The organism is Pseudomonas anguilliseptica, assembly GCF_021375795.1.
GTDB lineage: Bacteria > Pseudomonadota > Gammaproteobacteria > Pseudomonadales > Pseudomonadaceae > Aquipseudomonas > Aquipseudomonas anguilliseptica_A.
Genome location: NZ_JAEIOI010000001.1, coordinates 1,502,863 through 1,527,650, shown reverse-complemented (window position 1 = coordinate 1,527,650; position 24,788 = coordinate 1,502,863). Strand labels below are relative to the sequence as shown.

27 protein-coding genes are annotated in these 24,788 nt (G+C 60.2%); 3 read left to right on the top strand and 24 right to left on the bottom strand.

Annotation, left to right across the window (positions count from 1 at the left end):
* Positions 1–29 precede the first annotated feature (29 nt).
* From IOD17_RS07075 to IOD17_RS07015, 13 genes are all read right to left on the bottom strand, one after another.
* Positions 30–812, bottom strand: a complete 783-nt coding sequence (locus IOD17_RS07075; protein ID WP_233684351.1) for a TatD family hydrolase — start codon at positions 810–812, stop codon at positions 30–32.
* Between the two features lie 63 nt (positions 813–875).
* Positions 876–1,232: a PilZ domain-containing protein gene (locus IOD17_RS07070; RefSeq protein WP_090238100.1), complete on the bottom strand. Its 357-nt coding sequence runs from the start codon at positions 1,230–1,232 to the stop codon at positions 876–878.
* Between the two features lie 36 nt (positions 1,233–1,268).
* A complete protein-coding gene (locus tag IOD17_RS07065; protein WP_233684350.1) occupies positions 1,269–2,255 on the bottom strand; it encodes a DNA polymerase III subunit delta' in 987 nt (328 codons plus the stop codon).
* Positions 2,248–2,880, bottom strand: coding sequence for a dTMP kinase (gene tmk / locus IOD17_RS07060; RefSeq protein ID WP_233684349.1), 633 nt, complete (start codon positions 2,878–2,880; stop codon positions 2,248–2,250). Before tmk ends, IOD17_RS07065 begins: the two co-directional genes overlap by 8 nt.
* A gap of 9 nt (positions 2,881–2,889) precedes the next feature.
* Complete coding sequence (mltG, locus tag IOD17_RS07055) at positions 2,890–3,942, bottom strand: endolytic transglycosylase MltG (RefSeq protein WP_233684348.1); 1,053 nt, start codon at positions 3,940–3,942, stop codon at positions 2,890–2,892.
* Positions 3,943–3,945: 3 nt separating this feature from the next.
* Complete coding sequence (gene pabC / locus IOD17_RS07050) at positions 3,946–4,761, bottom strand: aminodeoxychorismate lyase (RefSeq protein WP_233684347.1); 816 nt, start codon at positions 4,759–4,761, stop codon at positions 3,946–3,948.
* On the bottom strand, positions 4,761–6,005 hold the full coding sequence (gene fabF, locus IOD17_RS07045) for a beta-ketoacyl-ACP synthase II (protein ID WP_233684346.1): 1,245 nt from the start codon (positions 6,003–6,005) through the stop codon (positions 4,761–4,763). Before fabF ends, pabC begins: the two co-directional genes overlap by 1 nt.
* Before the next feature lie 106 nt (positions 6,006–6,111).
* A complete protein-coding gene (acpP, locus tag IOD17_RS07040; protein ID WP_058066290.1) occupies positions 6,112–6,345 on the bottom strand; it encodes an acyl carrier protein in 234 nt (77 codons plus the stop codon).
* A gap of 195 nt (positions 6,346–6,540) precedes the next feature.
* Positions 6,541–7,284: a 3-oxoacyl-ACP reductase FabG gene (gene fabG, locus IOD17_RS07035; protein WP_233684345.1), complete on the bottom strand. Its 744-nt coding sequence runs from the start codon at positions 7,282–7,284 to the stop codon at positions 6,541–6,543.
* Between the two features lie 15 nt (positions 7,285–7,299).
* Positions 7,300–8,238 (bottom strand): ACP S-malonyltransferase, encoded by a 939-nt coding sequence (gene fabD / locus IOD17_RS07030; protein ID WP_233684344.1) that lies wholly within the window; start codon positions 8,236–8,238, stop codon positions 7,300–7,302.
* A gap of 105 nt (positions 8,239–8,343) precedes the next feature.
* The gene (plsX, locus tag IOD17_RS07025) at positions 8,344–9,354 is read right to left on the bottom strand and encodes a phosphate acyltransferase PlsX (protein ID WP_267925346.1); all 1,011 of its coding nucleotides are present in this window, start codon (positions 9,352–9,354) and stop codon (positions 8,344–8,346) included.
* A gap of 3 nt (positions 9,355–9,357) precedes the next feature.
* Positions 9,358–9,540, bottom strand: coding sequence for a 50S ribosomal protein L32 (gene rpmF / locus IOD17_RS07020; RefSeq protein ID WP_003245185.1), 183 nt, complete (start codon positions 9,538–9,540; stop codon positions 9,358–9,360).
* Positions 9,541–9,553: 13 nt separating this feature from the next.
* On the bottom strand, positions 9,554–10,081 hold the full coding sequence (locus IOD17_RS07015) for a YceD family protein (protein ID WP_108486330.1): 528 nt from the start codon (positions 10,079–10,081) through the stop codon (positions 9,554–9,556).
* Between the two features lie 122 nt (positions 10,082–10,203).
* Here IOD17_RS07015 and IOD17_RS07010 point away from each other — a divergent pair, with 122 nt between their 5' ends.
* The gene (locus IOD17_RS07010) at positions 10,204–10,782 is read left to right on the top strand and encodes a Maf family protein (protein WP_325175663.1); all 579 of its coding nucleotides are present in this window, start codon (positions 10,204–10,206) and stop codon (positions 10,780–10,782) included.
* Positions 10,783–10,831: 49 nt separating this feature from the next.
* Here IOD17_RS07010 and sppA read toward each other — a convergent pair whose 3' ends face one another.
* The 3 genes from sppA to rluC are packed head-to-tail and all read right to left on the bottom strand — an operon-like array spanning position 10,832 to position 13,470.
* Positions 10,832–11,809 carry a signal peptide peptidase SppA gene (sppA, locus tag IOD17_RS07005; protein WP_233684342.1) on the bottom strand — a complete coding sequence of 326 codons (978 nt, stop codon included), beginning with the start codon at positions 11,807–11,809 and terminating at the stop codon, positions 10,832–10,834.
* A complete protein-coding gene (locus IOD17_RS07000; RefSeq protein WP_233684341.1) occupies positions 11,799–12,524 on the bottom strand; it encodes an HAD-IA family hydrolase in 726 nt (241 codons plus the stop codon). The genes sppA and IOD17_RS07000 overlap by 11 nt, the downstream gene beginning before the upstream one ends.
* A complete protein-coding gene (rluC, locus tag IOD17_RS06995) occupies positions 12,517–13,470 on the bottom strand; it encodes a 23S rRNA pseudouridine(955/2504/2580) synthase RluC (RefSeq protein WP_233684340.1) in 954 nt (317 codons plus the stop codon). Before rluC ends, IOD17_RS07000 begins: the two co-directional genes overlap by 8 nt.
* Positions 13,471–14,050: 580 nt before the next feature.
* On the opposite strand from rluC, the gene rne reads away from it, so the two are divergent.
* Complete coding sequence (rne, locus tag IOD17_RS06990; protein WP_233684339.1) at positions 14,051–17,128, top strand: ribonuclease E; 3,078 nt, start codon at positions 14,051–14,053, stop codon at positions 17,126–17,128.
* A 127-nt stretch (positions 17,129–17,255) separates the two neighbouring features.
* Here the strand turns inward: rne and murB are convergent, their stop codons facing one another.
* The 8 genes from murB to IOD17_RS06950 form a co-directional block, all read right to left on the bottom strand.
* Positions 17,256–18,275 carry a UDP-N-acetylmuramate dehydrogenase gene (gene murB, locus IOD17_RS06985; RefSeq protein WP_233684338.1) on the bottom strand — a complete coding sequence of 340 codons (1,020 nt, stop codon included), beginning with the start codon at positions 18,273–18,275 and terminating at the stop codon, positions 17,256–17,258.
* The gene (locus IOD17_RS06980; protein WP_233684337.1) at positions 18,272–18,736 is read right to left on the bottom strand and encodes a low molecular weight protein-tyrosine-phosphatase; all 465 of its coding nucleotides are present in this window, start codon (positions 18,734–18,736) and stop codon (positions 18,272–18,274) included. The genes murB and IOD17_RS06980 overlap by 4 nt, the downstream gene beginning before the upstream one ends.
* Complete coding sequence (kdsB, locus tag IOD17_RS06975) at positions 18,736–19,500, bottom strand: 3-deoxy-manno-octulosonate cytidylyltransferase (RefSeq protein ID WP_233684336.1); 765 nt, start codon at positions 19,498–19,500, stop codon at positions 18,736–18,738. Before kdsB ends, IOD17_RS06980 begins: the two co-directional genes overlap by 1 nt.
* Positions 19,501–19,686 carry a Trm112 family protein gene (locus tag IOD17_RS06970; RefSeq protein ID WP_233684335.1) on the bottom strand — a complete coding sequence of 62 codons (186 nt, stop codon included), beginning with the start codon at positions 19,684–19,686 and terminating at the stop codon, positions 19,501–19,503.
* Positions 19,687–19,747: 61 nt separating this feature from the next.
* Entirely contained in the window at positions 19,748–20,749 is a 1,002-nt protein-coding gene (gene lpxK, locus IOD17_RS06965; protein WP_233684334.1) for a tetraacyldisaccharide 4'-kinase, read from the bottom strand.
* Between the two features lie 13 nt (positions 20,750–20,762).
* The gene (locus tag IOD17_RS06960) at positions 20,763–21,191 is read right to left on the bottom strand and encodes an ExbD/TolR family protein (RefSeq protein WP_233684333.1); all 429 of its coding nucleotides are present in this window, start codon (positions 21,189–21,191) and stop codon (positions 20,763–20,765) included.
* The gene (locus IOD17_RS06955) at positions 21,188–21,820 is read right to left on the bottom strand and encodes a MotA/TolQ/ExbB proton channel family protein (protein ID WP_233684332.1); all 633 of its coding nucleotides are present in this window, start codon (positions 21,818–21,820) and stop codon (positions 21,188–21,190) included. Before IOD17_RS06955 ends, IOD17_RS06960 begins: the two co-directional genes overlap by 4 nt.
* A 72-nt stretch (positions 21,821–21,892) precedes the next feature.
* Positions 21,893–24,118, bottom strand: coding sequence for a DNA internalization-related competence protein ComEC/Rec2 (locus IOD17_RS06950; protein ID WP_233684331.1), 2,226 nt, complete (start codon positions 24,116–24,118; stop codon positions 21,893–21,895).
* 131 nt (positions 24,119–24,249) lie between these two features.
* Between IOD17_RS06950 and IOD17_RS06945 the strand changes: the two genes are divergently transcribed.
* On the top strand, positions 24,250–24,783 hold the full coding sequence (locus tag IOD17_RS06945; RefSeq protein WP_233684330.1) for a DUF2062 domain-containing protein: 534 nt from the start codon (positions 24,250–24,252) through the stop codon (positions 24,781–24,783).
* Positions 24,784–24,788 lie beyond the last annotated feature (5 nt).

Below are 24,788 nucleotides of genomic sequence, written 5' to 3'. Positions count from 1 at the left end.
TTTGTCTTCGACTTTTCAGGAAAGCGCGATTAAGCCAGCCGAGCCAACGGAAATAAGCGTTTGAAGTTGGCCGTAGTCTGCTCCGCCAATTGCTCAAAGCTCACGCCGCGCAACACCGCCAGGTACTCGGCCACATCGCGCACGTACTCCGGCAAATTTGGCTTGCCGCGGTGCGGGATCGGCGCCAGGTAAGGCGAATCGGTTTCCACCAGCAAGCGATCAGCGGGCACCTGGCGCGCCACTTCGCGCAGTGCTTCGGCATTGCGGAACGTGACGATTCCGGACAGCGAGATATAGAAGCCGATATCCAGCGCCGCCTTGGCCATTTCCCAATCTTCAGTAAAGCAGTGCAGCACGCCGGCTTGCGGCAGCGCCGCTTCACGCAGCAGCGCCAGGGTGTCGGCACGCGCCTCGCGGGTATGCACGATCACCGGCTTGCCGGTAATCCGCGCGGCATCCAGGTGCAAACGGAAGGATGCCTGCTGCAGCGCTGCAGACTCAGGCTCGTAGTGATAATCCAGACCGGTTTCGCCGATGGCCACCACCTGCGGGTGATTCAGCTCAGCGAGCAGCCAATCCAGCGCCGGCGCTGCGCCCGGCTCAAGGTCCAGCGGGTGCACACCGACCGAGCAATCGACATCGGCATAACGCTCAGCCAGGCCTTTGACCGCTGCGGCATTATCGGCGCTGACGCCGATGCACAGAAAATGACCAACGCCGCGCGCGCGCGCAGCATCCAACGCCGCATCGAGAGAACCGCCATGGGCAGCTAGATCGAGGCGGTCAAGGTGACAGTGGGAATCAACCAGCATGGGGAACAATCACTTGAGAAGCGGTGCCACAGGGCGGGCACCGTGATACGGAGGAAAAACCACTTACATGGTGTGCGTCGGGCGATCCGAAGTCAGTGCACCAGCCAGGTAGGTTTCGATCTTGTTGCGCGCGGTGTTGTCGCCATCATTGAACTGCACACCTACACCGGCGGCGCGGTTGCCTTGCGCGCCTTTCGGCGTGATCCACACCACCTTGCCAGCGACCGGAATCTTTTCCGGTTCGTCCATCAGGTTAAGCAGCATGAATACTTCATCGCCGAGCTTGTAGCTCTTGTTGGTTGGAATAAACAGGCCGCCGTTCTTGATAAAGGGCATATAAGCGGCATAAAGCACGGATTTGTCCTTGATGGTCAGCGACAAAATTCCGTTACGCGGGCCCAGGTTAGGAGGCAGACTCATGCGGCATTCCTGATTTTATTCACTTAATGGCCGATTCTAGCCCGGTCCGGGCAAGCTTGCCCACTGCACCAGCAAGGCTTCGAGAAGCAAGACACGGTTGAGGTTAGCCTTGCCGAGGACTTTCTGACGCTGCGCCAGCAACCAATCCTGCATATTCAACACTTTCGCCTGTGGGGTTTTCTGCGCCAGGTACTGCACCACCTTACGCATATCGGCCTGCCCAAGCCCATCCTCATCCTGAGTCAGCTGGTAGCGCAGCATCAACTGCGACCACTGGCAGAACCAGTCGAACAGCAACTGCAGGGACACCGCATTCCAGCTTTCGGCCAACTGGCTGGGGGCAATCTGCTGTTTAAGCAGCTTTTTCACACCTTCAACCACCTGCGCGCGCTGTGCGCTGACGCCCTGCTCGTGCATCTGCACCGCCAACAGGGGTGAGCCTGCAGCCAGGAACAGCAGCTCACGATGCTCCTCCGCGCTGCATGCCGGTAACGCCTGAGCCAACCACTCCAGGCTCATGGCTTCACTCGGCAACGGGCAGGCCTGCTGCACACAGCGACTCTTCACCGTAGGCAGCAAACGGCTGGGCTGATGGCTGATCAACAGCAGTACGGTATTGCCAGAGGGCTCCTCAAGGCTTTTCAGCAAGGCGTTGGCGGCGTTGACGTTCATCGACTCAGTCGGCTCGACTAGCACCACTTTGCGCCCCGCCAATTGCGCGGTCTGCACCACAAAGCTGACCAGATCGCGCACCTGATCCACCTTGATCGCCTTGTCAGCCTCTTCCGGCTCCAGGATGTAGTTATCCGGGTGGGTGCCGGCTGCCAGCAAATGGCAGGACTTGCACTGGCCACAAGCATCCAGGCCATTGGGCTGCTGACACAACAAGCGCGCCATCAGCCGCTCAGCCAGCGCGCGCTTGCCGATACCCGCAGGGCCGTGCAGCAGATAAGCATGGGCATGCTGGCTACGGCCAGCCAGCTGCTGCCAGAGTGCATCCTGCCAGGGGTAAGCGTCAGCCACGTTGCAGCTCCAGCAGCTGTGGCAGCAATGCGTCCAGTGCCTGCTGCACCTCACTCAAGGATTGCGCGGCATCCAGAATGCAGTAACGCTGCGGCTGCTCAGCTGCGCGACGCAGATAGGCCTGGCGCACGGCATCGAAAAACTGCCGGCCCTCCTGCTCGAAACGATCCAGCCGACCGCGCGCTGCCGCACGGGCCAGGCCCACTTCCACCGGCAAGTCGAATATCAGGGTCAGATCAGGACGTAACGAGCCTTGAACGAAGGTTTCCAGCTCTGCAATACGCGCTTCGGAAAGCCCCCGACCGCCACCCTGATAGGCATAGGTGGCGTCGGTAAAGCGATCGCACAGCACCACACTGCCACGGGCCAGCGCCGGACGGATGACCTGTGCGAGGTGCTGAGCACGCGCCGCGAACACCAGCAGCAGCTCGGTGTCGGCCGCCATCGGCTCATCGCTGGGTGCCAGCAGCAACTCGCGCACCCGCTCAGCCAGTGGCGTGCCACCCGGCTCACGGGTCAGCAGCACATCAATACCCTGCTCACGCAGGCGTTCAGCCAGGTAATCACGATTGGTGCTCTTGCCTGCACCTTCTGGGCCTTCCAGGGTGATAAACAAACCGCTCACAGGCTGTCCTTACTGATTATTGGGCGCGACCGGGGCCGGGCTCGAACGATAGTCCGCACGGCGCTTGAGCTGATACTCACGCACGGCCCGGTTGTGCTGCTCAAGGGTATTGGAAAATACATGGCTGCCATCGCCACGGGCAACGAAATACAGGCTGCTGCCCGCCACCGGATTCAGCGCGGCACGAATCGCCTCGCGGCCGACCAGGGCAATCGGCGTGGGTGGCATGCCATCAATGGTGTAAGTGTTATAGGGCGTCGGCTCACGCAGGTCATTACGGGTAATCCGCCCGTTGTAGCGCTCGCCCATGCCGTAGATCACCGTTGGATCGGTCTGCAGGCGCATACCGATGCGCAGGCGCCTTACGAATACGCCGGCAATCTCGCCGCGCTCTTCGGGCACGCCGGTTTCCTTCTCGATCATCGAGGCCATGATCAGCGCGTCATACGGTTCTTTGTACGGCAGATCCTTGGCACGCTGGGCCCACTCCTCGGCCAACACCTGCTCCAGCCGCGCATGCGCCTGCTTGAGCAGTTCAAGGTCACTCATGCCACGCACAAAGCTGTAGGTGTCTGGGAAGAAACGCCCTTCCGGGTTCAGCCCCGGCAAACCAAGCGCCTTCATCAACTCGGCATCGCTCAGCTCGCTGAGGGTCAGTTCAAGACGTGTTTCACGCGCCAGCGCTGCGCGCACCTGACGGAAATTCCAGCCTTCAACCAGCGTCAGGTTGTATTGCAGCACTTCACCGCGGCGCCATTGGCCGAGCATATCCAACGCTGTAGCGCCGGGGGTCAGGCGATACTCGCCACTGTGCAGCGGTTGATTGCGTAGATTGAAGCGCCAGTAAAGACGTAGCCAGAAGGCCTGATCGAGGACACCATCAGCCTCAAGGCGATTGAGCACACCACCCGGCGTCGCGCCTGCCGGCACATCCACCAGGTACTCATCCGTCAGTTTCAGCGGCTGATGCAACGCCGAATGCTGCTGCCAGGCAGCAAAGGCGACCAGCAACGCAGCCAGCAGCACACCACCTTCCAGCAGCAGCAAGATTTTCCGTATCACGAATCAGCAGTCCAGTAGATCGCGGGCAATGGCCTGCAGTTTACGGGTGAGTGGGCCGACCGGCCAGTCGTGAGCACGCAAAGCGCGAACTGGCCACACGCCATAGAGGCTGTTGCACAGCATGACTTCATCAGCCGCCAGCAACTCGGCATAGCTGATATCGCGCACCTGACACTCGATACCCAGCGCAGCCGCCTGATCCAGCAACTCCGCACGCATCACCCCGGCCACGCCGCAGCGCGACAGGTCAGCGGTAATCAGCACGCCGCCACTGACCAACATCAGGTTGCTGTAAACCCCCTCGATCACCCGGCCGCTGACGTCCAGCATCAGGCCCTCGGCATGTTCGGCGTCCTGCCACTCGCTGCGGGCCAGGACCTGTTCCAGTCGATTGAGATGCTTCAGGCCCGCCAGCAACGGCTGCTCGGCCAGACGTGTGGTGCAGGGAAAAATCCGCACACCCAGCTCGGCATGAGCGCAAGGGTAAACCGGTTTGGCCGCAGCCTGCAGAATCAGGCGCGGCCGCATAGGCTGTGGCAACGTATAACCACGCTGCCCATCACCCCGCGTGAGCATGAGTTTTACCACACCAGCTCCCAGCTGCTGACTGAATGCCAGCAGCTGAGCACGCACTGACGACAGGTCGACGGGTATGTGCAGGCGAGTACAGCCTTCAGCCAGTCGTGCCAGGTGACGCTCCAGCAGCGTGGGTTGCCCAGCATTCACGGCAATGGTCTCGAAGAGCCCATCGCCGTAGGCCAGGCCGCGATCCGTTATGGACAGCAGCTCAGCCGGCTGGCCATCAACCCAGCTCAGCATCAACCGGCAAACCGGCGGAACACCAGCGAGCCGTTGGTACCACCAAAGCCGAAGGAGTTGGACAGCACCACATCCAGTGGCATGGCCTTGGCCTGATGCGCGACAAAGTCGAGATCACAGCCTTCATCCGGGCTATCCAGGTTGATGGTGGGCGGCGCCACCTGATCACGCAGCGCGAGGATGCTGAAGATCGCTTCCACCGCACCGGCTGCGCCCAGCAGGTGGCCGGTCATGGACTTGGTCGAACTCACGGCCAATTTGTAGGCATGTTCACCAAACACCGATTTCACTGCCGCCACTTCGGCCTTGTCACCCGCCGAAGTCGAGGTGCCATGAGCGTTGATGTACTGCACCTGATCGGCATTCAGGCCGGCATCACGCAGTGCGTTGGCCATGCAGCGGGCCGCACCGGCACCATCTTCCGGTGGTGAAGTCATGTGGTAAGCATCACCGCTCATGCCAAAGCCGATCAGCTCGGCATAGATGGTCGCACCACGCGCCTTGGCGTGCTCCAACTCTTCCAGCACCAGCGCACCAGCACCATCGGACAGCACAAAGCCGTCACGATCTTTGTCCCAGGGACGACTGGCTTTGGTCGGTTCGTCGTTACGCGTCGACAGCGCCCGCGCGGCACCGAAGCCGCCCATGCCCAGGCCGCAGGCCGCCATTTCGGCGCCGCCGGCAACCATCACGTCCGCTTCGCCGTAGGCAATGTTGCGTGCCGCCATGCCAATGCAGTGAGTACCCGTGGTACAGGCTGTGGCGATGGCGTAGTTGGGTCCCTGCAGACCGAGATGGATCGACAGAAAACCGGAAATCATATTGATGATCGAGCCAGGTACGAAGAACGGCGAAATCCGCCGCGGCCCTTGCTCATGCAGCGACTTGCAGTTGTTTTCGATATTGGTCAGGCCGCCGATACCGGAACCCATGGCAACACCGATGCGCTCGCGGTTGGCATCGGTGACTTCCAGACCGGAACTGCGCACAGCCTGAAAACTCGCAGCCAGGCCGTACTGAATAAACAGATCGAGCTTGCGGGCCTCTTTGGCCGACAGGTATTCCTCGACGTTGAAGCCTTTGACCGCACCGCCAAAGCGTGTGGAAAAAGCGGAAAGGTCTATGTGCTCAAGCAGGCCGATGCCACTACGCCCAGCCAAAATGCCCTGCCAGCTACTCGGCACATCGTTACCCAATGGCGACAGCATGCCCATACCGGTAACCACGACGCGTCTACGCGACACAGCAATCTCCTTTTCTAGTTTTCAACGCTTGGAATGCGCTTAAAGAAAAGCCGCACGCCTGATTAGGGAGTGCGGCTTTTCCGAGTCGGGAACCGACGAATACGTCTTACGCGTGAGCGGTAACGTAGTCGATCGCTTCCTGAACGGTGGTGATCTTCTCAGCTTGTTCGTCCGGAATTTCGGTCTCGAATTCTTCCTCGAGAGCCATCACCAGCTCAACGGTGTCAAGAGAGTCGGCACCCAGGTCTTCGACGAAGGAAGCGCTGTTGGTTACTTCCTCTTCTTTGACGCCAAGTTGCTCAGCAACGATTTTCTTGACGCGTTCTTCGATGGTGCTCATACCTTGTTTTCACTCCTATTGGACAAATCCAGGCAGCTGGTCTGCGGCCAAGTGTATAGAAAGGGTTTTTAGCATTTCAAGCTGAATGCCGGGGTGCCCCAGGAACACTTCAACGATCTGTCTATAAACCTGTTGCAGCTTTATAACGGATTTTAGACAGCATCTATGACAGTTTTCTGAAAGCCCACGTCACATTCAGCTCATGTACATCCCGCCGTTCACAGGGATAGTAGCGCCTGTGACGTAAGCTGCGCCATCAGAAGCGAGGAAAGCGACCACTTTCGCGATCTCTTCGGCCTGCCCCAGACGACCCAACGGAATCTGGGTCAGCAGCGCGTCACGCTGCGCATCCGGCAATTCGCGGGTCATATCGGTGTCGATAAAGCCCGGCGCCACAGCGTTCACGGTAATCGCCCGCGAGCCCACTTCACGCGCCAATGCGCGGCCAAAACCTTCAAGCCCGGCCTTGGCAGCGGCATAGTTGACCTGCCCGCCGTTACCCATGGCCCCCACCACCGAACCGATATTGATGATGCGCCCGTAACGTGCCTTGGTCATGCCACGCAATACGGCCTTGGTCAGGCGATACAGGCTGCTCAGGTTGGTGTTGATGACATCAAACCACTCGTCATCTTTCATCCGCAGCATCAGGTTATCGCGGGTGATACCGGCGTTATTGACCAGAATCAACGGCTGACCAAGATGTTGCTGGATATGTTCCAGGGTGCTGGCAACCGACTCGTCATTGCTGACGTCAAGCACCAGGCCGGCGCCCTCGATGCCATTGACCTTCAGAGTTTCCGCAATACGTTCGGCACCCGAGGCCGAAGTGGCCGTACCGATGACCACAGCTCCCTGGCGACCCAACTCCAAAGCGATAGCCTGGCCAATACCGCGGCTCGCGCCAGTGACCAGTGCAACCTTACCTTGCAGGCTCATAGCATTTCTCCTTAATCAGACCAGGGCCGCATTCGCAGCAGCAAAGGCGTCCGGGGTGTCCAGGTTATGGGTATTGATGCCTTTGACGCAGCGTTTGTTCAGACCCGACAGCACCCTGCCTGGACCACACTCAACCAGATCGGTCACGCCCTGCGCCGACAGGCAGACGATTGACTCCACCCAACGCACCGGGCTGTAGAGCTGCGCCAGCAGGTCACGCTTAAGCCCTTCCAGATCAGTCACTGCAGCAGCGCTGACGTTCTGCACCAGAGCGATTTGCGGAGCCTGCCAATCAATTGCCGCCACGGCTTCGGCAAAGCGTTCAGCCGCCGGGCGCATCAACGCACAATGCGACGGCACGCTGACCGGCAACGGCATGGCACGCTTGGCACCACGCGCCTTGCACGCTTCAATGGCGCGCTCAACAGCAGCAGCGCCACCGGCGATTACCACCTGGCCCGGGGCATTGAAATTCACCGCACTGACCACTTCACCCTGCGCTGCTTCGGCGCAAGCCGCCAGTACATCAGCATCTTCCAGCCCGAGAATCGCTGCCATGCCACCCTGCCCAGCGGGCACGGCCTGCTGCATCAGCTGACCACGATGCTCCACCAACTTAGCCGCTGCAGCCAGCGACAAGCTGCCCGCCGCGACCAGCGCCGAATATTCACCCAGGCTGTGGCCGGCAACAAAAGCCGGGCGCGCGGCACTCTCGGCCAACCAGGCACGCCACAGCGCGACAGATGCAGTGAGAATTGCCGGCTGCGTCTTGTCGGTCTGGTTCAGTTGTTCTTCAGGGCCCTGCTGGGTCAGCGCCCAGAGGTCATAACCGAGCGCCTCGGAAGCCTCGGCAAAGGTGTCAATAATCAGCGGCCGTTGTGCACCGTGCTCGGCGAGCATCGCCAGAGACTGGGAGCCCTGGCCCGGAAAGACGAATGCGAGAGATGCAGACATGGAAACCTGTTCCTAATGGTCGGGATCGTCGGTAATACGCGCCAGGCTTAGCCCAGACGCAAGAAACTGACAGTTGGATGACGGGCTGCCCGCCGCAGTCACATTCTAAAGCAGGTGTTCGCCAAGACGACCATGCAAACGTTGTGGCAGATTTTCTTCAATCTCCCGCAACGCTCGGCGAATCGCACTCTTGAAGCCCTCAGGCCCGGCCGCGCCATGGCTTTTCACCACAATCCCCTGTAGGCCCACGAAACTCGCGCCGTTGTGTTGAGCAGGCGCCAACTCACCCTGCAAACGCCGTAATAGCGGCAAGGCCAACGCACCCACTGCACGCGCAGCAAGACTGGACTTGAACAGGGCATTGATACGCCCGGCAATCATCGCCGCCAGGCCTTCACTGGACTTGAGCAGGATGTTGCCGACAAAACCATCGCACACCACTACGTCAGCTTCACCACGGTAGAGCCCATCACCCTCGATAAAACCGATGTAGTTAAGCCCTTCGGCTTGCTGCAACAGACTGGCTGCCAGCTTGACCTGCTGATTGCCTTTGATGTCCTCCGTCCCGACGTTCAGCAGCGCTACACGCGGACGCTGCATCCCCAGAACCTCAGCGGTTACCGACCCCATCACGGCGAACTGGTGCAGATGCTCGGCACTGCAATCAACGTTCGCCCCCAGGTCCAGCAGATGGCAGAAACCCGTCTGTGTCGGAATCGCCGTAACCATGGCTGGACGGTCAATTCCCGGCAGGGTTTTCAGCACATAGCGCGACAGCGCCATCAACGCCCCGGTGTTCCCGGCACTGACACAGGCTTGCGCCGCACCACTGCGCAGCAATTCAAGGCTGATACGCATCGACGAATCCGGTTTGCCACGCAAGGCCTGGGCCGGGCGCTCGTCCATACCCACGACTTCTCCCGCATGGGCAACACGCAGGCGCGCACGATCGACACCGGGGTGGCGAGCAATCAGAGATTCAAGAAGGGAAGATTGGCCGACTAGGACCAGGTGCAACGAAGGGTATTCAGCCAGGCAAGCGATGCTGGCCGGAACAATGCAGTGGGGACCGAAGTCCCCACCCATTGCATCAATCGCGATGATCGGAGCGGACAAGATTTACTCGTCAGCGCCCTTGTCGATCACTTTACGACCACGGTAAACGCCTTCTGGCGATACGTGGTGACGCAGGTGAACTTCACCAGTGCTTTTCTCGACCGACAGAGTGCTGGCCTCGAGAGCGTCGTGCGAACGGCGCATGTCACGGGCGGAACGGGATTTTTTGTTCTGCTGAACAGCCATAACTAATTAACTCCTAAACGTTTGGGTCACGCTTTAACTGCGCCAATACACTGAACGGGTTGGACCGCGTTACCTCGTCCTCGCTCGACTCGGGCTCTTCGAGGCCGGCCGGCTGCTGGCAATCTTTAGGGTCATGAGCCGGGACAATGGGCAAGGCAAGCAAAAGCTCTTCCTCAACCAGCGCCAGCAGATCCAATGGGTCTTCACCCAACTCAATCACGTCATAGCCTTGCGGCACGGACTGGGTATTCGCACCCTCTTTCACCACAGCGTAATCGCATGCGCTGTAGATCGGCAAAGTGACCAGCTCCAGACAACGCTGGCAAACCATCTTGACTTCAACCTCAAGCTCGCTGTGAAAAACCACAGCGTTACGCTCGTCGCGCTCGAAGGAAAACTTCGTACGCACCATGCCTTGGTTATCGGCAAGCGGGCCGCAGAGACGCTGCAAATCGGCAAGCTGCAGGTCACCTTCAAGGGTGGCACTGCGATCAGCTAATTTGCGCGGATCAACGTGAGGTGGAATCGGGCCATTTGACATAGGCGGCGCATTTTAGGGATGCAACCCGCCGCTGTCAAAGGAAATTCGGCCTGTCCAGCATCTGGAGCGACGGCTAGAATCGCCCACTGCCCGCAAACCTATATATGAAGAAGGAAAACGCCGTGCTACCTCTGGTGCTAGCGTCCAGCTCCCCTTATCGCCGTGAATTGCTCAACCGCCTGCGACTGCCTTTTACTTGGAGCGCTCCGCAAATCGACGAAACACGGCAGGCAAATGAAGACGCCGAAGCCCTGGTACGTCGCCTCTCACAGGAAAAAGCCCAAGCCCTGAGCAGCACACACCCGCAGCACCTGATCATCGGCTCGGACCAAGTGGCGGTACTCGACTCACAGATACTCGGCAAACCGCATACTCTGGAGCGCGCCCGCGAGCAGTTACTGGCCGCCAGCGGCAATAGCGTCACCTTTCTGACCGGACTCACCCTGCTCAATAGCGCCACCAGCCAACAACAAACCGACTGCGTGCCATTCACCGTACATTTCCGCCCGCTTAGCGAAGCGCAAATCATGCGCTACCTAACCGCTGAACAACCCTTCGACTGCGCCGGCAGTTTCAAGGCAGAAGGCCTGGGCATCAGCCTGTTCCGCAGCACCGAAGGCAGCGACAGCAACAGCCTGATCGGCCTGCCACTGATTCGCCTGGTGGACATGCTACTGACCAGCGGTATCGACCTCCCCTAAAAGCAACAAGCCCGATCAATGACCGGGCTTGTTTGAACAGCTCCAAACCTTAGCGCAACGCCGGCCCCTGGAACCCCATCCACAGAGCAATGCGCTCAGCCATGCTGGCGCCTAGGGTTTTGGCGAAACGATCGAAAGGCGATTCTTTGACTGTAAAGTCGACAATTTCCTTCTCGCCAATCACCTCGCGCGCCACGTAGCTGGTATTACCCAGCGCATCAATCAGCCCAAGCTGCAGCGCCTGCTCACCCGACCAGACCAGACCGGAAAACAACTCGGGATGCTCGGCATCCTTCAAGCGCTCACCGCGCCCCTGTTTGACGCTGGCAATAAACTGACGATGAGTGGTTTCCAGCACACCTTGCCAGAACTTGGTCTCTTCAGCCTTTTGCGGCTGGAACGGATCAAGAAACGCCTTGTGCTCACCCGAGGTATACACCCGACGATCCACACCCAGCTTCTCCATCACCCCGACAAAGCCGAAAGTAGCTGCCGTCACGCCAATCGAGCCCACCAGGCTGGCCTTATCGGCATAAATCTCATCGGCCGCGCTGGCGATGTAATAAGCCCCCGATGCACCTAGATCAGTGATTACCGCATACAGCTTGATCGCCGGATATTCGGCACGCAGGCGACGAATCTCGTCATAGATATAGCCCGACTGCACTGGGCTACCACCCGGACTATTGATGCGCAGGACCACCCCTTTGGTATTGGCATCCTCAAAGGCCGCGCGCAGGCTGCTGATAATATTGTCGGCACTGGCAGACTCCTGATCAGCAATCATGCCGCGCACTTCGATCACCGCGGTATGACTGCCAGTGGTCGCTCCCTTCTTCACCGCCATCAACGGCGAGAACAGCGCCAACGCGCCAAAGATGTAAATAAAGGTCAGCAGCTTGAAGAAAATTCCCCAGCGCCGCGCCCGGCGCTGCTCCTGCACGCCGGCAAGCAGGGTCTTCTCTAACAATTTCCAGCTTTTACCCTCGCCATCAGCCGCTGCCGACGCGTTCCATTCATCTGCCATGCGCAACCACCTCAACTGACTGATCAGACGCACGCTGGCTCAGCCAGGCATGCAACTCGGTAAAACACTCTATCGCCAACGTAGGCTGACACTCGCGCAGCGCCTGCAAGGGCTGCGCGCCATAGCCTACCGCTACACAATCCATGCCGGCGCGCTGCGCCATCAACAGATCAAAGGATGAGTCACCCACCATCAAGGCCTGACTAGCCGCCACACCACTTTGCTCAAGAATCTCGCGCAGCATCAAAGGGTCGGGCTTGCTGGCTGTTTCATCTGCACAGCGGGTGTAATCGAAATAATCCAGCCAACCACGACCAGCCAGTACACGCTGCAGACCATGCCGCCCCTTACCCGTAGCCACAGCCAAACGATAGCCCTGCGCACGAAACGCCTCCAACCCCTCGGCCACGCCATGAAACAGGGCAGAAGGCTCAGCCTCCAAAGCCAGGTAATGCTCGCTGTAGCTGTGCCGCAAGCGCTGAGCACGGCCCGCATCATCCAGCCAGGGATACAGGCTGCGAATAGCCTCCGGCAAACCCAAACCGATAATCCCGCGCACTTGTTCATCCGTGCAGCGCGGCAACTCACTGGAATCCGCAGCCAGGTGCATGGCCGTGACAATCCGACCAATGGAGTCAACCAGCGTGCCATCCCAATCAAAGATCAGCAGCTGGTAACCAGACCCCTGACAGCCACACACTTGAGAATCAGGCACCGAGACGCTCCAGGGTTCGCGCCCACATTTCGTCGACCGGCGCCTCCAGCTTGAGCTGCCCACCTTCGGGTAACGGCACGATCAACTCATAGGCATGCAGGAACAGGCGCTTACCGCCCAACTCGCGAATCTCCTTGGTGAAATCGTCATCGCCGTACTTGCTGTCACCAGCGATCGAGTGACCGGCATACTGCGTATGCACGCGAATCTGATGGGTACGCCCCGTCACCGGCTTAGCCTCAACCAAGGTGGCGAACTCACCAAAGCGGCGCAGGACACGGAAGACAGTCAGAGCCTCCTTGCCTTCAGGATTGACCTCAACCATGCGCTCACCGGAACGCAGATTGCTTTTCAGCAATGGCGCACTGACCTGTTTCTTGGCCGTCGCCCAATGCCCACGCACCAGCGCCATATAGCGCTTGTCCACGCCATCGCCACGCAAGGCTTCATGCAAGTGACGCAACATGCTGCGCTTCTTGGCAATCATCAACAGGCCCGACGTATCGCGATCAAGGCGATGCACCAGCTCAAGATCTTTGGCATCCGGACGCAACTGACGAAAGGCTTCAATCACCCCGTAATTCAGTCCACTGCCGCCATGAACCGCGATGCCAGCCGGCTTATTCAGCACGATCAGCGCCTTGTCTTCATAAACAATCGCCGCTTCGAGGCGCTGCAAAAGCCCTTGCGCCAGCGGCTCCGGCTCATCACGTTCAGCCAGACGAAGAGGCGGCACGCGAACAATGTCACCGGCCTGCAGCTTGTATTCAGGCTTGATCCGCCCCTTGTTCACCCGCACTTCGCCTTTACGCAAAATCCGGTAAATCAAGGTCTTGGGCACGCCTTTGAGCTGGGTGCGAAGGAAGTTATCAATGCGTTGGCCGGCAAGTTCCGGCGCAACCTCGAGCAGCTGGACGCCGGAGGTTGGAGGGGAAGGATTTGTCATCGCGCAATCATAACAATTTTTTATGGAATTGAAGCACTTAATCATTGCTGCTATAGTCGGGAACGCCGCCAAAAGCGGCCTGGTTTGCGGATGATCGCCAAAACTGCCATCCCCAACCAACGCAACCCATTTGGGACGTGAGGCCGTCCGACGGGTTATTCAACGAAAGAAAAGCCTCCAAGGCTGTGAATAACTCGGAAATAAAGCCTTTAAGCCATGATGCGCAACCTGCCCCTCTGGACGGTTGCGGTAATAGTTAACCCGCTGCGGATTTTCGCGAGCGGCACCCGAGTTTCAGCGATACGTGTAGGGTGGAGATGTACAACTGTTGGTCCGCGTAGCAGCTCGCTTTACCAAGACGCCTCATCTCGTCCGCTACCAACAGCTGATTCCTCCTCCTGACTTAGTGCTTTCTGTGATCACAGCGAGCAGGAGACGTCCGTCGCGGCCCAGCACAATTGGCTGACCGCCGCTAGACACTGGAACGCTTTACGACCGTTCCTGACGCACCTGACACCGACCCCTGAAGTCGTGTGTGCCGAACGCCGCTTCCGCCAGCACCGGAAACCGACGGTACTACATGAAAAGAATGCTGATTAACGCAACTCAGCCCGAAGAGTTGCGTGTTGCCCTGGTAGATGGGCAGAAACTCTACGACCTGGACATCGAGTCCGGCGCCCGTGAGCAGAAAAAATCCAATATCTACAAGGGTAAAATTACCCGCGTAGAGCCTAGCCTCGAAGCCGCTTTCGTCGACTTCGGTTCTGAGCGTCACGGCTTCCTCCCGCTCAAAGAAATCTCCCGCGAATACTTCAGCAAGGCACCAGAAGGCCGCGTCAATATCAAAGACGTGCTCAAGGAAGGCCAGGAAGTCATCGTTCAGGTCGAGAAAGAAGAGCGTGGCAACAAGGGCGCCGCCCTGACCACCTTTATCAGCCTCGCCGGTCGCTATCTGGTGCTGATGCCGAACAACCCGCGTGCCGGCGGCATCTCGCGCCGTATCGAAGGTGAAGAGCGCAACGAACTGCGTGAAGCCCTGAACGGCCTGGTTGCTCCAAGCGACATGGGCCTGATCGTGCGCACCGCCGGCCTGGGCCGCTCCAGCGAAGAAATGCAGTGGGACCTCGACTACCTGCTGCAACTCTGGACCGCGATCAAAGAAGCTTCGCAAGATCGCGCCGCGCCATTCCTGATCTACCAGGAAAGCAACGTAATCATCCGCGCCATCCGCGACTACCTGCGCCAGGACATCGGCGAAGTGCTAGTCGACAGCATCGAAGCGCAACAAGAAGCCCTGAGCTTTATCAACCAGGTGATGCCGCAGTACGCCAGCAAGATCAAGCTGTATGAAGACAGCGTGCCGCTGTTCAACCGTTTCCAGATCGAAAGCCAGATCGAAACCGCCTTCCAGCGCGAAGTGAAACTGCCGTCGGGTGGCTCCATCGTTATCGATCCGACCGAAGCCCTGGTGTCCATCGACATCAACTCGGCGCGCGCCACCAAAGGCAGCGATATCGAAGAAACCGCCCTGCAGACCAACCTGGAAGCGGCTGAAGAAATCGCCCGCCAACTGCGTCTGCGTGACATCGGCGGCCTGATCGTTATCGACTTCATCGACATGACTCCGGCGAAAAACCAACGCGCCGTGGAAGAAAAAGTCCGTGAAAGCCTGGAAGCCGACCGCGCCCGTGTACAAGTGGGTCGCATCTCGCGCTTCGGCCTGCTGGAAATGTCGCGTCAGCGCCTGCGTCCGTCTCTGGGTGAAACCAGCGGCATCGTCTGCCCGCGCTGCAACGGTCAAGGCATCATCCGTGACGTCGAGTCCCTGTCGCTGGCAATTCTGCGCCTGATCGAAGAAGAAGCCCTGAAAGACCGCACCGCCGAAGTTCGCGCACAAGTGCCAATTCCGGTTGCCGCCTTCCTGCTCAACGAAAAACGCAACTCGATCACCAAGACCGAACTGCGTACCCGCGCCCGCATCGTGATCATTCCGAACGATCACCTGGAAACACCGCACTTCGAAGTGCAGCGTATTCGTGACGACAGCCCGGAAGCCCAGTCTGGCCAGTCCAGCTATGAAATGGCCGTGACTGAAGCGGAAGAAGAAAAGCAGGCGTCGGCCACCCGTACCCTGGTGCGCCAGGAAGCCGCAATCAAAACCGCACCACAGCGCACGGCGCCTACTCCGGTTGAAGCAGTAGCCGCGCAGCCTGTTGCTGCCGCTGAGCCAAGCCTGTTCAAAGGCCTGGTCAAGTCGCTGGTCAGCCTGTTCGCCGGCAAAGAAGAAGAAAAACCTGCCGTTATCGAGAAGAAAACCAGCGAACGCCCGCAACGCGGCGACGAGCGTCGCAACGGTCGCCAACAGAACCGCAACCGTGGCGGTCGCAATAACGAAGAGCGCAAGCCACGCGAAGATCGCGGCCCGCGTGAAGAGCGTGCTCCGCGTGAAGAACGCCAGCCACGTGCAGCCCGTGAAGAGCGCGCCCCACGTGAGGAACGTGCACCGCGCGAAGAGCGCAGCCCACGTGATTCCGTAGAAGTGCGCGAGCCGCAGGAAGTGCGTCAATCACGCCCGCCGCGTGAAGAGCGTCAACCGCGCGATCGCAAACCCCGCGAAGAACGCCAACCGCGTGAACTGCGCGAGCCGCTGGACGCCGCCTCCGCCGACAACGCTAGCGACGAAGCCCGTGGCGAACGCCCGCAGCGCGAACCACGTCAGCCGCGCCCACCGCGTGAAGAGCGCCAGCCGCGCACTGAACAAGCCGCAGCAGCGAGCGAAGAAGAACTGCTGAATGGCGAAGACGCGCAGCAGGACGAAACCCAGGAAGGCAGTGAAGGCGGTGAACGCCCACGTCGCCGCTCCCGCGGCCAGCGTCGCCGTAGCAATCGTCGCGAGCGCCAGAACGATGCCAATGGCAATCCGATTGAAGGCAGCGAAGAAGGCGCAGAAGCACCAGTCGATACCGACAACGCAGTAGTTGCAGCTGCTGTCACCGCCGCTGTTGTCACTGACGCGGTCGAAGCGACCCAGGCAACAGCCGAAGCCGCACCGGTAGCCGTCGAACAGGAGCAGCCACGTGAAGTCGCTGCAGCTGAAGCACCTCAAGCCGTTGTTGAAACCGTTGTTGCCAAAGCAGCAAGCACTCCGGTTGTCGAGGCCAGCGCAGCACCTGTACAGACCGCCGAAGCCAGCGAAACTGCAGCAGCACCTGCCGCTGTAGAAACACCTACCCCAGTCGCCGAAGTTGTCGAAGCACCAGCTGTAGTTGCCGCTCCCGAGCCGGTTGCCGAAGTTACAGTGGCTGAAGCTGCACCTGCTGCACCTGCAGTCGCAGTCAGCAGTACCGGTCGCGCACCTAACGATCCACGCGAAGTGCGCCGCCGTCAGCGTGAAGCCGAGCGCCTGGCCCGCGAAGCCGCCGAAGCACCTGCTGCTACCGCACAGGCTGAAGCAGCCGCACCGGCAGTTGAAAAACCTGCTGCTGAAGTGGTTGCTGAAGCCGTAGTTGAAACTGCAGTAGAAGCCCCTACTAGCATCGAGGCAGCCGAGTCCAAGGCAGAAGCCGAAGTGCAAGCAGAAGTAAGCCAGGAGCCGCAAAGCTCGCTGTTTACTGCAGTAGAAGCTGACGAGCAGGACAAAGAAGCGGTCAAACCGTAAGTCTGATCCGCAGGATAGCCGCCAGGGATAGCGGCTACAAAAAAGGGGATGCTTCGGCATCCCCTTTTGCGTTCTGGGGTTTATTCCAGCGCGGTCAACACTCTAGTGCGGCCTACTGCCAAACGCCTTACAGCACGTTTGGTTCGATCTCCAACTCCACCGCAAAACGCTGGACAATATCTGCCTGGATACGCTGCGCCAGTGCCAACAACTGCGCACCGCTAGCGGCGCCGTAATTGACCAGCACCAACGCTTGCAAACGGTGTACCCCCGCATCGCCTTCACGAAAGCCCTTCCACCCTGCCCGCTCGATAAGCCAGCCAGCAGCCAGCTTGACCTGCCCGTCCGCCTGGGGATAGCCCACCAGGTCGGCATGTTCAGCACGTAAACGTTGCGCAAGCGCTGCAGGCACCACAGGATTCTTGAAGAAGCTCCCGGCGTTACCCAGCACGGCCGGATCCGGCAGTTTTTCGCTGCGAATGGCGCAAATGGCCTGACTGACATCCAGCGCCGTTGGAGCATCGATGCCCTGCTCTGCCAAACGCTGACGAACTGGACCGTAATCCAGATGCAGCGCCGCCGAACGACTGAGGACAAAGCGCACCCGCAAAATCAGCCAGCGACCGCTCTCACGCTTGAACAGGCTGTCGCGATAAGCAAAGCCACATTCCTCCAGAGAGAACTCACGCAGCTCACCCGTATGCCGATCCAGAGCGGTCAAGCCCGCAAACAGGTCTTTGAGTTCAACACCATAGGCACCGATGTTCTGCACCGGGGCCGCGCCCACCGTGCCGGGAATCAGGCTGAGGTTTTCCAGCCCCACCAAGCCTTGCGCCAAGGTCCATTGAACAAATGGATGCCAAGGCTCACCGGCTTCGGCTTCGACCAACACCCGCTCGCCGTCATCGCCCAACAGGCGAATACCACGACTGCCCATGCGCAGCACCAGCGCCTGCACATCCGCAGTGAGCAGCAGGTTGCTGCCACCGCCCAGCACCAGCAGCGACAATTGCTGCACGTCGGCATAAGCCAAGGCCTCGCGCACCTGCTGATCACTCTCGGCCTCGGCAAAATGACTGGCTCGGGCCTCGACGGCAAAGCTGTTGTACGGCTTCAGTGAAACCTGAGTACGCACCTGCAGACTCATAGGCGCCCCTTGAGCTCACGCACCAGGTCATCACAGGCCTGCTCAATCAGGTCCAGCACCTGTTCGAAACCTGCTGCGCCGCCGTAATAAGGGTCCGGCACTTCATCCAGCGCCAGCTGATAACGGCGCAGAAACAGGTCCAGCTCGGCTGCCGCATTAGCCGGGCGCAGTTGCTGCAAATCGCGCAGGTTGCTGTTGTCCATGGCCAGGATCAGGTCAAAGGCGTGAAAGTCCGCCGCCTTGACCTGCCGGCCGCGCAACGCAGAGAGGTCATAGCCGCGCTGCTGCGCCGCCTGGCGAGTACGCAGATCTGCTGCCTTGCCCACATGCCAATCACCGGTGCCGGCCGAATCGACCTCAACGCGCCCGTCCAGCCCCGCTTCACGCAGTTTGTGGCGCAACACGCCCTCGGCCGTGGGCGAGCGGCAGATATTGCCCAGGCAGACGAACAGAACGCGCATCAGGCCCCCAGCAGGCGACGAACCCGCTCCAGGTCTTCCGGTGTGTCGACCCCCGCAGGTGGCGCTTGCAGGGCATCGGCAACGTGGATACGCACGCCATGCCAGAGCGCACGCAGCTGCTCCAGGCACTCGGTGTCTTCCAGCCAGCACGGGCCCCAGGCAACGAAGTCATGCAGAAACTGCGCACGGTAGGCGTAAATGCCAATGTGACGGCGATACGGCACGCCGGCGGGCAGCTCATCACGACTCTTGGCAAAGGCATCGCGCGCCCAGGCCAGCGGCGCGCGGCTGAAGGTCAAAGCCAGGCCGGTCTTGTCGCTGACCACCTTGACCACATTGGGGTTGAACAGCGCCTGCACATCCTCAATCGGTTCGGCCAGGGTGGCGATGGCCGCCTGTGGATTGGCCGCCAGATTGGCAGCGACCTGATCAATGATTACCGGCGGAATCAGCGGCTCATCGCCCTGCACGTTGACCACGATGGCATCAGCCGCCAGGCCCAGAGCCGTGGCCACTTCGGCCAGGCGGTCGGTACCTGAGTTGTGATCGACGCGGGTCAACACAACCTGCGCACCAAAGCCCTGACACGCCTCAACGATGCGCGCATCGTCGGTAGCGACGACCACCTGTTGGGCGCTGCTTTTGCACGCCTGCTCCCAGACGTGCTGAATCATCGGTTTGCCGGCAATATCCTGCAGCGGCTTACCCGGCAGGCGGCTGGAGGCAAAGCGCGCCGGAATCACAACGGTAAAGGCAGTGCTCATTTACTTGTCCAGGCGCTCGTCGACGTTGAGGGTTCGGGCTTCGCTTTCCAGCATCACCGGGATGCCATCGCGCACCAGGAAAGCCAGTGCGTCGGCCTTGCAGACCAGCTCGCTCTTGTCAGCGGCGAGCTTCAGCGGCCCCTTGCACAATGGGCAAGCGAGAATGTCGAGCAGTTTCGGGTCCATGGGAAATCCTTGATAGGAAGCAGCAACTGGGGCGGACAAGGCCGCCGAATAATCAGAACAGTCAGGCGCGCGGCACAAGGCGCTGCAATTGCTGATCAAACCAGACGACAAACGCAGCCGAAGGCTCGGCATCCACCGCCAGGTACCACCAATCATCAGCCGCAAAGGCACGGCACTTGACCGCATCCTTTTCCGTCATCAGCACCGGTAGCGCCGGGCTGAAATTCAGCAACTCGGCGCTGTACGGCGCATGGTCGGCAAAGGCATGCGCGACAGACCGCCAGTGTAGCCCTTCGAGGGTGTTGAAGAAACGCTGCGGGTTGCCAATACCGGCAACCGCATGCAGGGCCTGGCCGGCCGGGAAGTGGCTGAGCGGTTGCTGCTCGCCACTGCGCAAGTTGACCAAACAACGTGGCTGCAGGGTAAAGCCGTAGCCATCCTGCAAATCGCTGGATGCCCCGTTATACAACAGCGCATCCACGCTCAGCAGGCGCTCGGCCGGCTCACGCAACGGGCCGGCCGGTAGGCAATGGCGATTACCCAGGCCGCGCGCAGCATCGATCAGTACCAGCTCGAGATCGCGGGCCAGGCGGTAATGCTGCAGGCCGTCGTCACTGAGGATCAGATCCAGCGGCTCGGCCGCCAGCAAAGCCGCTACGGCTCGCCCACGATCAGGATCAATCATCAGCGGCACACCGCTGCGCTGCACAATCAGCAGCGGCTCATCACCGGCCACGCTGGCGGCCTGATCAGCCTGCACGCGCCAGGGCAGCTGCGGCGGCTGCGCGCCATAACCACGGCTGACCACACCGACGCGCAGCCCTTGGCGGCGACAATGCTCGATCAACCAGAGAATCATCGGGGTCTTGCCGGTACCACCAACGGTGATATTGCCGACCACCACGACTGGCACGGGAGCACGGTAGATCACGCCTTCACCCGCTAGGAACCGCGCGCGTTTGCGCTGTACCACGGCGCGGTACAGCCACTCCAGCGGACGCAACAGGCTCAATGCCGGATGCCCGGCGTACCAGGCAGCGGTGATGCGCTCAGCCAGACTCATCAGTGCACAAACCTCAAGGCGCGGCCTGCGCCTCAATGGTGGTCATACGCAGATGAGCAAAACCCAGCTTGCCGGCCGCATCCATTGCGGTAATCACCGCCTGATGCTGGGCCTTGGCATCGGCGCTGATGATCAGCGGCAGGCTGTTATCGCCTTTCGACTCTTTCTGCAGCGCAGCCATCAGGCTTTCCAGATCGCTTTTCAGCAACTGTTTGGCATTCAGCGAGTAGCTGCCGTCAGCGGCAATCAGGATTTCCAGCTGCTTCAGTTCAGTCTGCTCGGGCGGCGTGCCAGTGGTCGCCTCCGGCAGATCAACCTTGAGCTGGGTTTCGCGGGTGAAGGTGGTGGTAACCACGAAGAACAGCAGCAGGATAAACACCACGTCGATCAACGAGGCCAGGTTGATCTCGACGTTCTCCCGCGGTTTGCGCCGGAATTTCACGCCTTGTCCTCACCCAGGTCGACATCACGATCACCCTGCACCACTTCCACCAGGCGAATCGCCTCCTGCTCCATGCCTACCACCAGTTCATCGACGCGGCGTTGCAGATAGCGGTGGAAGAACAGTGCCGGAATAGCCACCATCAAGCCCGCCGCCGTAGTGATCAGCGCTTTGGAAATGCCGCCAGCGAGCAAGGATGCATTGGCCATGCCCGAGCCCATGAACGAGCTAAAAATTTCGATCATGCCAAGTACGGTGCCGAGCAAACCCAGCAGCGGCGCGATACCGGCAATGGTGCCCAGAGCATTCAGGTAGCGCTCCAGGTCATGAATGACTCGCGCTGCGGCTTCCTGGATGCACTCCTTCATGATCTCGCGACCATGCTTGGAGTTTGCCAGACCAGCTGCAAGGATTTGTCCGAGCGGCGAGTTGGCGCGTAGTTCCTTGAGCTTTTGATTATTGAGCTTTTTCTCTTTTATCCACTTCCACACCTGCCCCAGCAGGTTGGGTGGGGTGATACGGCTCGGCCGCAACGTCCACAGGCGCTCGGCAATAATGCCGGCAGCCGCGATAGAACACAGAATGATTGGCAGCATCATCCAGCCGCCAGCTTTGACCAGTTCCCACACGGTGGCAGATCCCCTTCACAAAAGTGGCGCCACTCTAGCATAGGGTCGCGGCCTCGCCGACCGCTGCCGTTCTCATTTTTCCCGCCAAAAGCGTGCGTGATCACGCAAACCCTGCGCGGGCTCGAACGCGCCCAGGCGAATCCGCACGGCACCATGCACAACGCTGTCATACAACTGCGCATCCAGCGCCCGGTAACGCTCGACAACCTCGACATGCGGATGGCCAAAGGCATTGTGCGCACCCCGGGAAACCAGCGCAGCTGTGGGGCCAACCTTTGCCAGGAACGCTGCCGAGGATGAACTGCGACTGCCATGGTGCGGTGCCAGCAACCACTCTGCTGGTAAAACCAGACCACTGCTGAGCAATGCGCGCTCGGCCTGGCTATCGATGTCACCGGTCAGCCACAGGCGCTCCCCATTGGCCTCGATGCGCAGTACGCAGGAGGCTTGGTTGCCATCGCTCGCGCCATCCCAGCGCCAGGTACTGAATTGCACACCATCCCACTGCCAGCGCTGCCCGCTGATACAGGCTTGAGCCTGCAGTACAGCCGCCAGTTTATCGGGCTCACCACTGCGCACCTGGCTGACCGGCAAGCCACGCTGGATAGCGACAGCGCCACCGGCATGATCGTTATCGGCATGGCTAATCAACAGCAGATCAAGACCACGCACATCCAGCGCGCGCAGCGATGGCAGTACCACCCGTTCGCCGGTATCGAACTCACCAAAGCGCGGTCCGGCGTCATACAACAGCTCATGTTCCTGAGTGCGCACCAGCACTGCCAGGCCCTGACCGACATCCAGCATCCACACGTCGGCCATCCCCTCAGGAGGTCGTTGCTGCGGGCTGAATAACAGCGGCAACAACAGCAATCCACCCAGGCTACGCAGCGGTAGAGCAGCAGGCATCAGCAGTAACAGCGCACCCAGCGCCACCAGCAGCCAGGCCCAGAATGGCAGATCACTGGGCAACCAGGCAGGCAGCCACTGGGCCAGATGTATCAACCATGCAAACAGCAGATCCAGCAGCCAGCCAGCAAACCAGAGCAGCGTCGCGCCCACTCCGGGTACACCCAGCAACAGGGTACCGAGTAGTGCCAGCGGCACCACCAACAGACCCACCACAGGTACAGCCAGCAAATTGGCCAACGGGCCACTGGCGCTGACCGGCAGACCAAGGGCCAGCAACAATGGCAGCAAACCAATCGCCATCGCCCACTGCGCGCGCCATAACGTCTGCCACCAGGACCAGGCGCCCAGGCGTGCGCTGAAGATCAGGATCAGCAGCATCACCGCGCCAAACGACAGCCAGAACCCTGCCTGCAGGCTGGCCAGTGGTTCCCACACAAGCACCGCCAGCAAGGCCAGCAATACCGGTAGCCACACCCCCAGGTGGCGAAAGCGCCAACGCCAGAGCAGCACCAACCCGACCATCACACAGGCACGCTGCACCGGCACGGCAAACCCGGCCAGCACGCCGTAGGCCAGCGCACCGATGAACGCCAGAGCGCATGCACAAGGCAGCCAAGGCCAGCGGCGCGGCCACCACCCCAGGCGTGCCAAGCCCGCCACCAGGCCATAAAGCAGCGTCGCCAGCAAACCAATATGCTGGCCGGAAATCACCATCAGATGCACCGTGCCGGTGTTCTGCAACATCTGCCAATCGGCACTCGACAGGCCCGAATCATCGCCGAGCACCAGGGCCGCCAGCGCACCCTCACGTCCTTTTGCCGGGGTGGCCAACAGATGCTGACGCAGCTGATCACGCCATGCGCCGGCACCATGAGCCGGCGATAAGCGCTCACCACTCTTCACCGCACCTGTGGCACCGATACGCTGCGTCAGCAGCCAGGCTTCGTAGTCGAAGGCTTGCGGGTTGACCAGACCATGGGGACGCTTGAGCCGCACTGCCAGCCGCCAGGTTTCACCGGCACGTATCTCGGGGCCGCCATACCAAGACAGCCGCAAACGCGCAGGTAACTTGGCGCGCCGCGAACTGGGCTGGTGCAATTGAAAACGCACCACGCCATCGGCGACCTCTGGCAAACCCACCACCTGCCCTTGCAGCCACAGGGTTCGCCCATCCAGTTGCCGCGCCAGGCGATCATCCAGTGCCCCCTGCGCGCTTACGCAGGCCCAGGTAAAGCCGAACAGAAACAGGGCAAGTGGATAACTGCGAAACGGCAGTAGCATCAGGCCGACGACCGGCAACAGGGTCAGCAACCAGGTCGGCGGCAGCTGCGGAAGAAAGCGCAACGCCAGCAACCCCGCCAGCAACGCCAGAAGTCCTACGCGCATAGACTCGCTCCATGAGTCATGTACCAGCGAGCTGCCACCTCGCCCCTACATAATGTCCTGACACAACCAGCCGGGGCAGCCGACAGGCAAAGCGTGCATACTATTTTGGCGTTTCCTGCCAGAGAAAATTCATGCCGCGTCGTCTATTCAAGCGCTATATGCCTCACCCGGATAGCATCAAAGCGAATAAATCCCTGCGCTTTCTTGGCAACCTGATTCACGACCCCAATCTCTGGCACCTCAACCGCCACTCGGTGTCACGCGCCATGGCAATTGGTCTGTTCTGGGCAATGATCCCGATGCCCATGCAAATGGCCGCCGCAGCTGCTGTGGCCATCCCCGCACGCGGTAACCTGCCGATTTCCATTGGCTTGGTCTGGCTAACCAACCCGATCACCATGCCGCCGGTGTTCTATTGCAGTTACAAGTTTGGCGCCTGGTTGATGGGCACGCCCACCCTGCAAATGCCCGATCAGATCACCCTCAGCTGGGTCGGCCATGTTCTGCAAACCCATTGGCAACCCCTCTATCTAGGCTCTCTGGTGTTGGGCTTACTGCTCGCCCTGATCGGCTATTTGGGCACCAACGCCTACTGGCGCTGGTGGGTGCGGCATAACTGGCGCAAACGCCAGGAAAAACGTCGGCAGCAAGACATACAACACTGAAACAA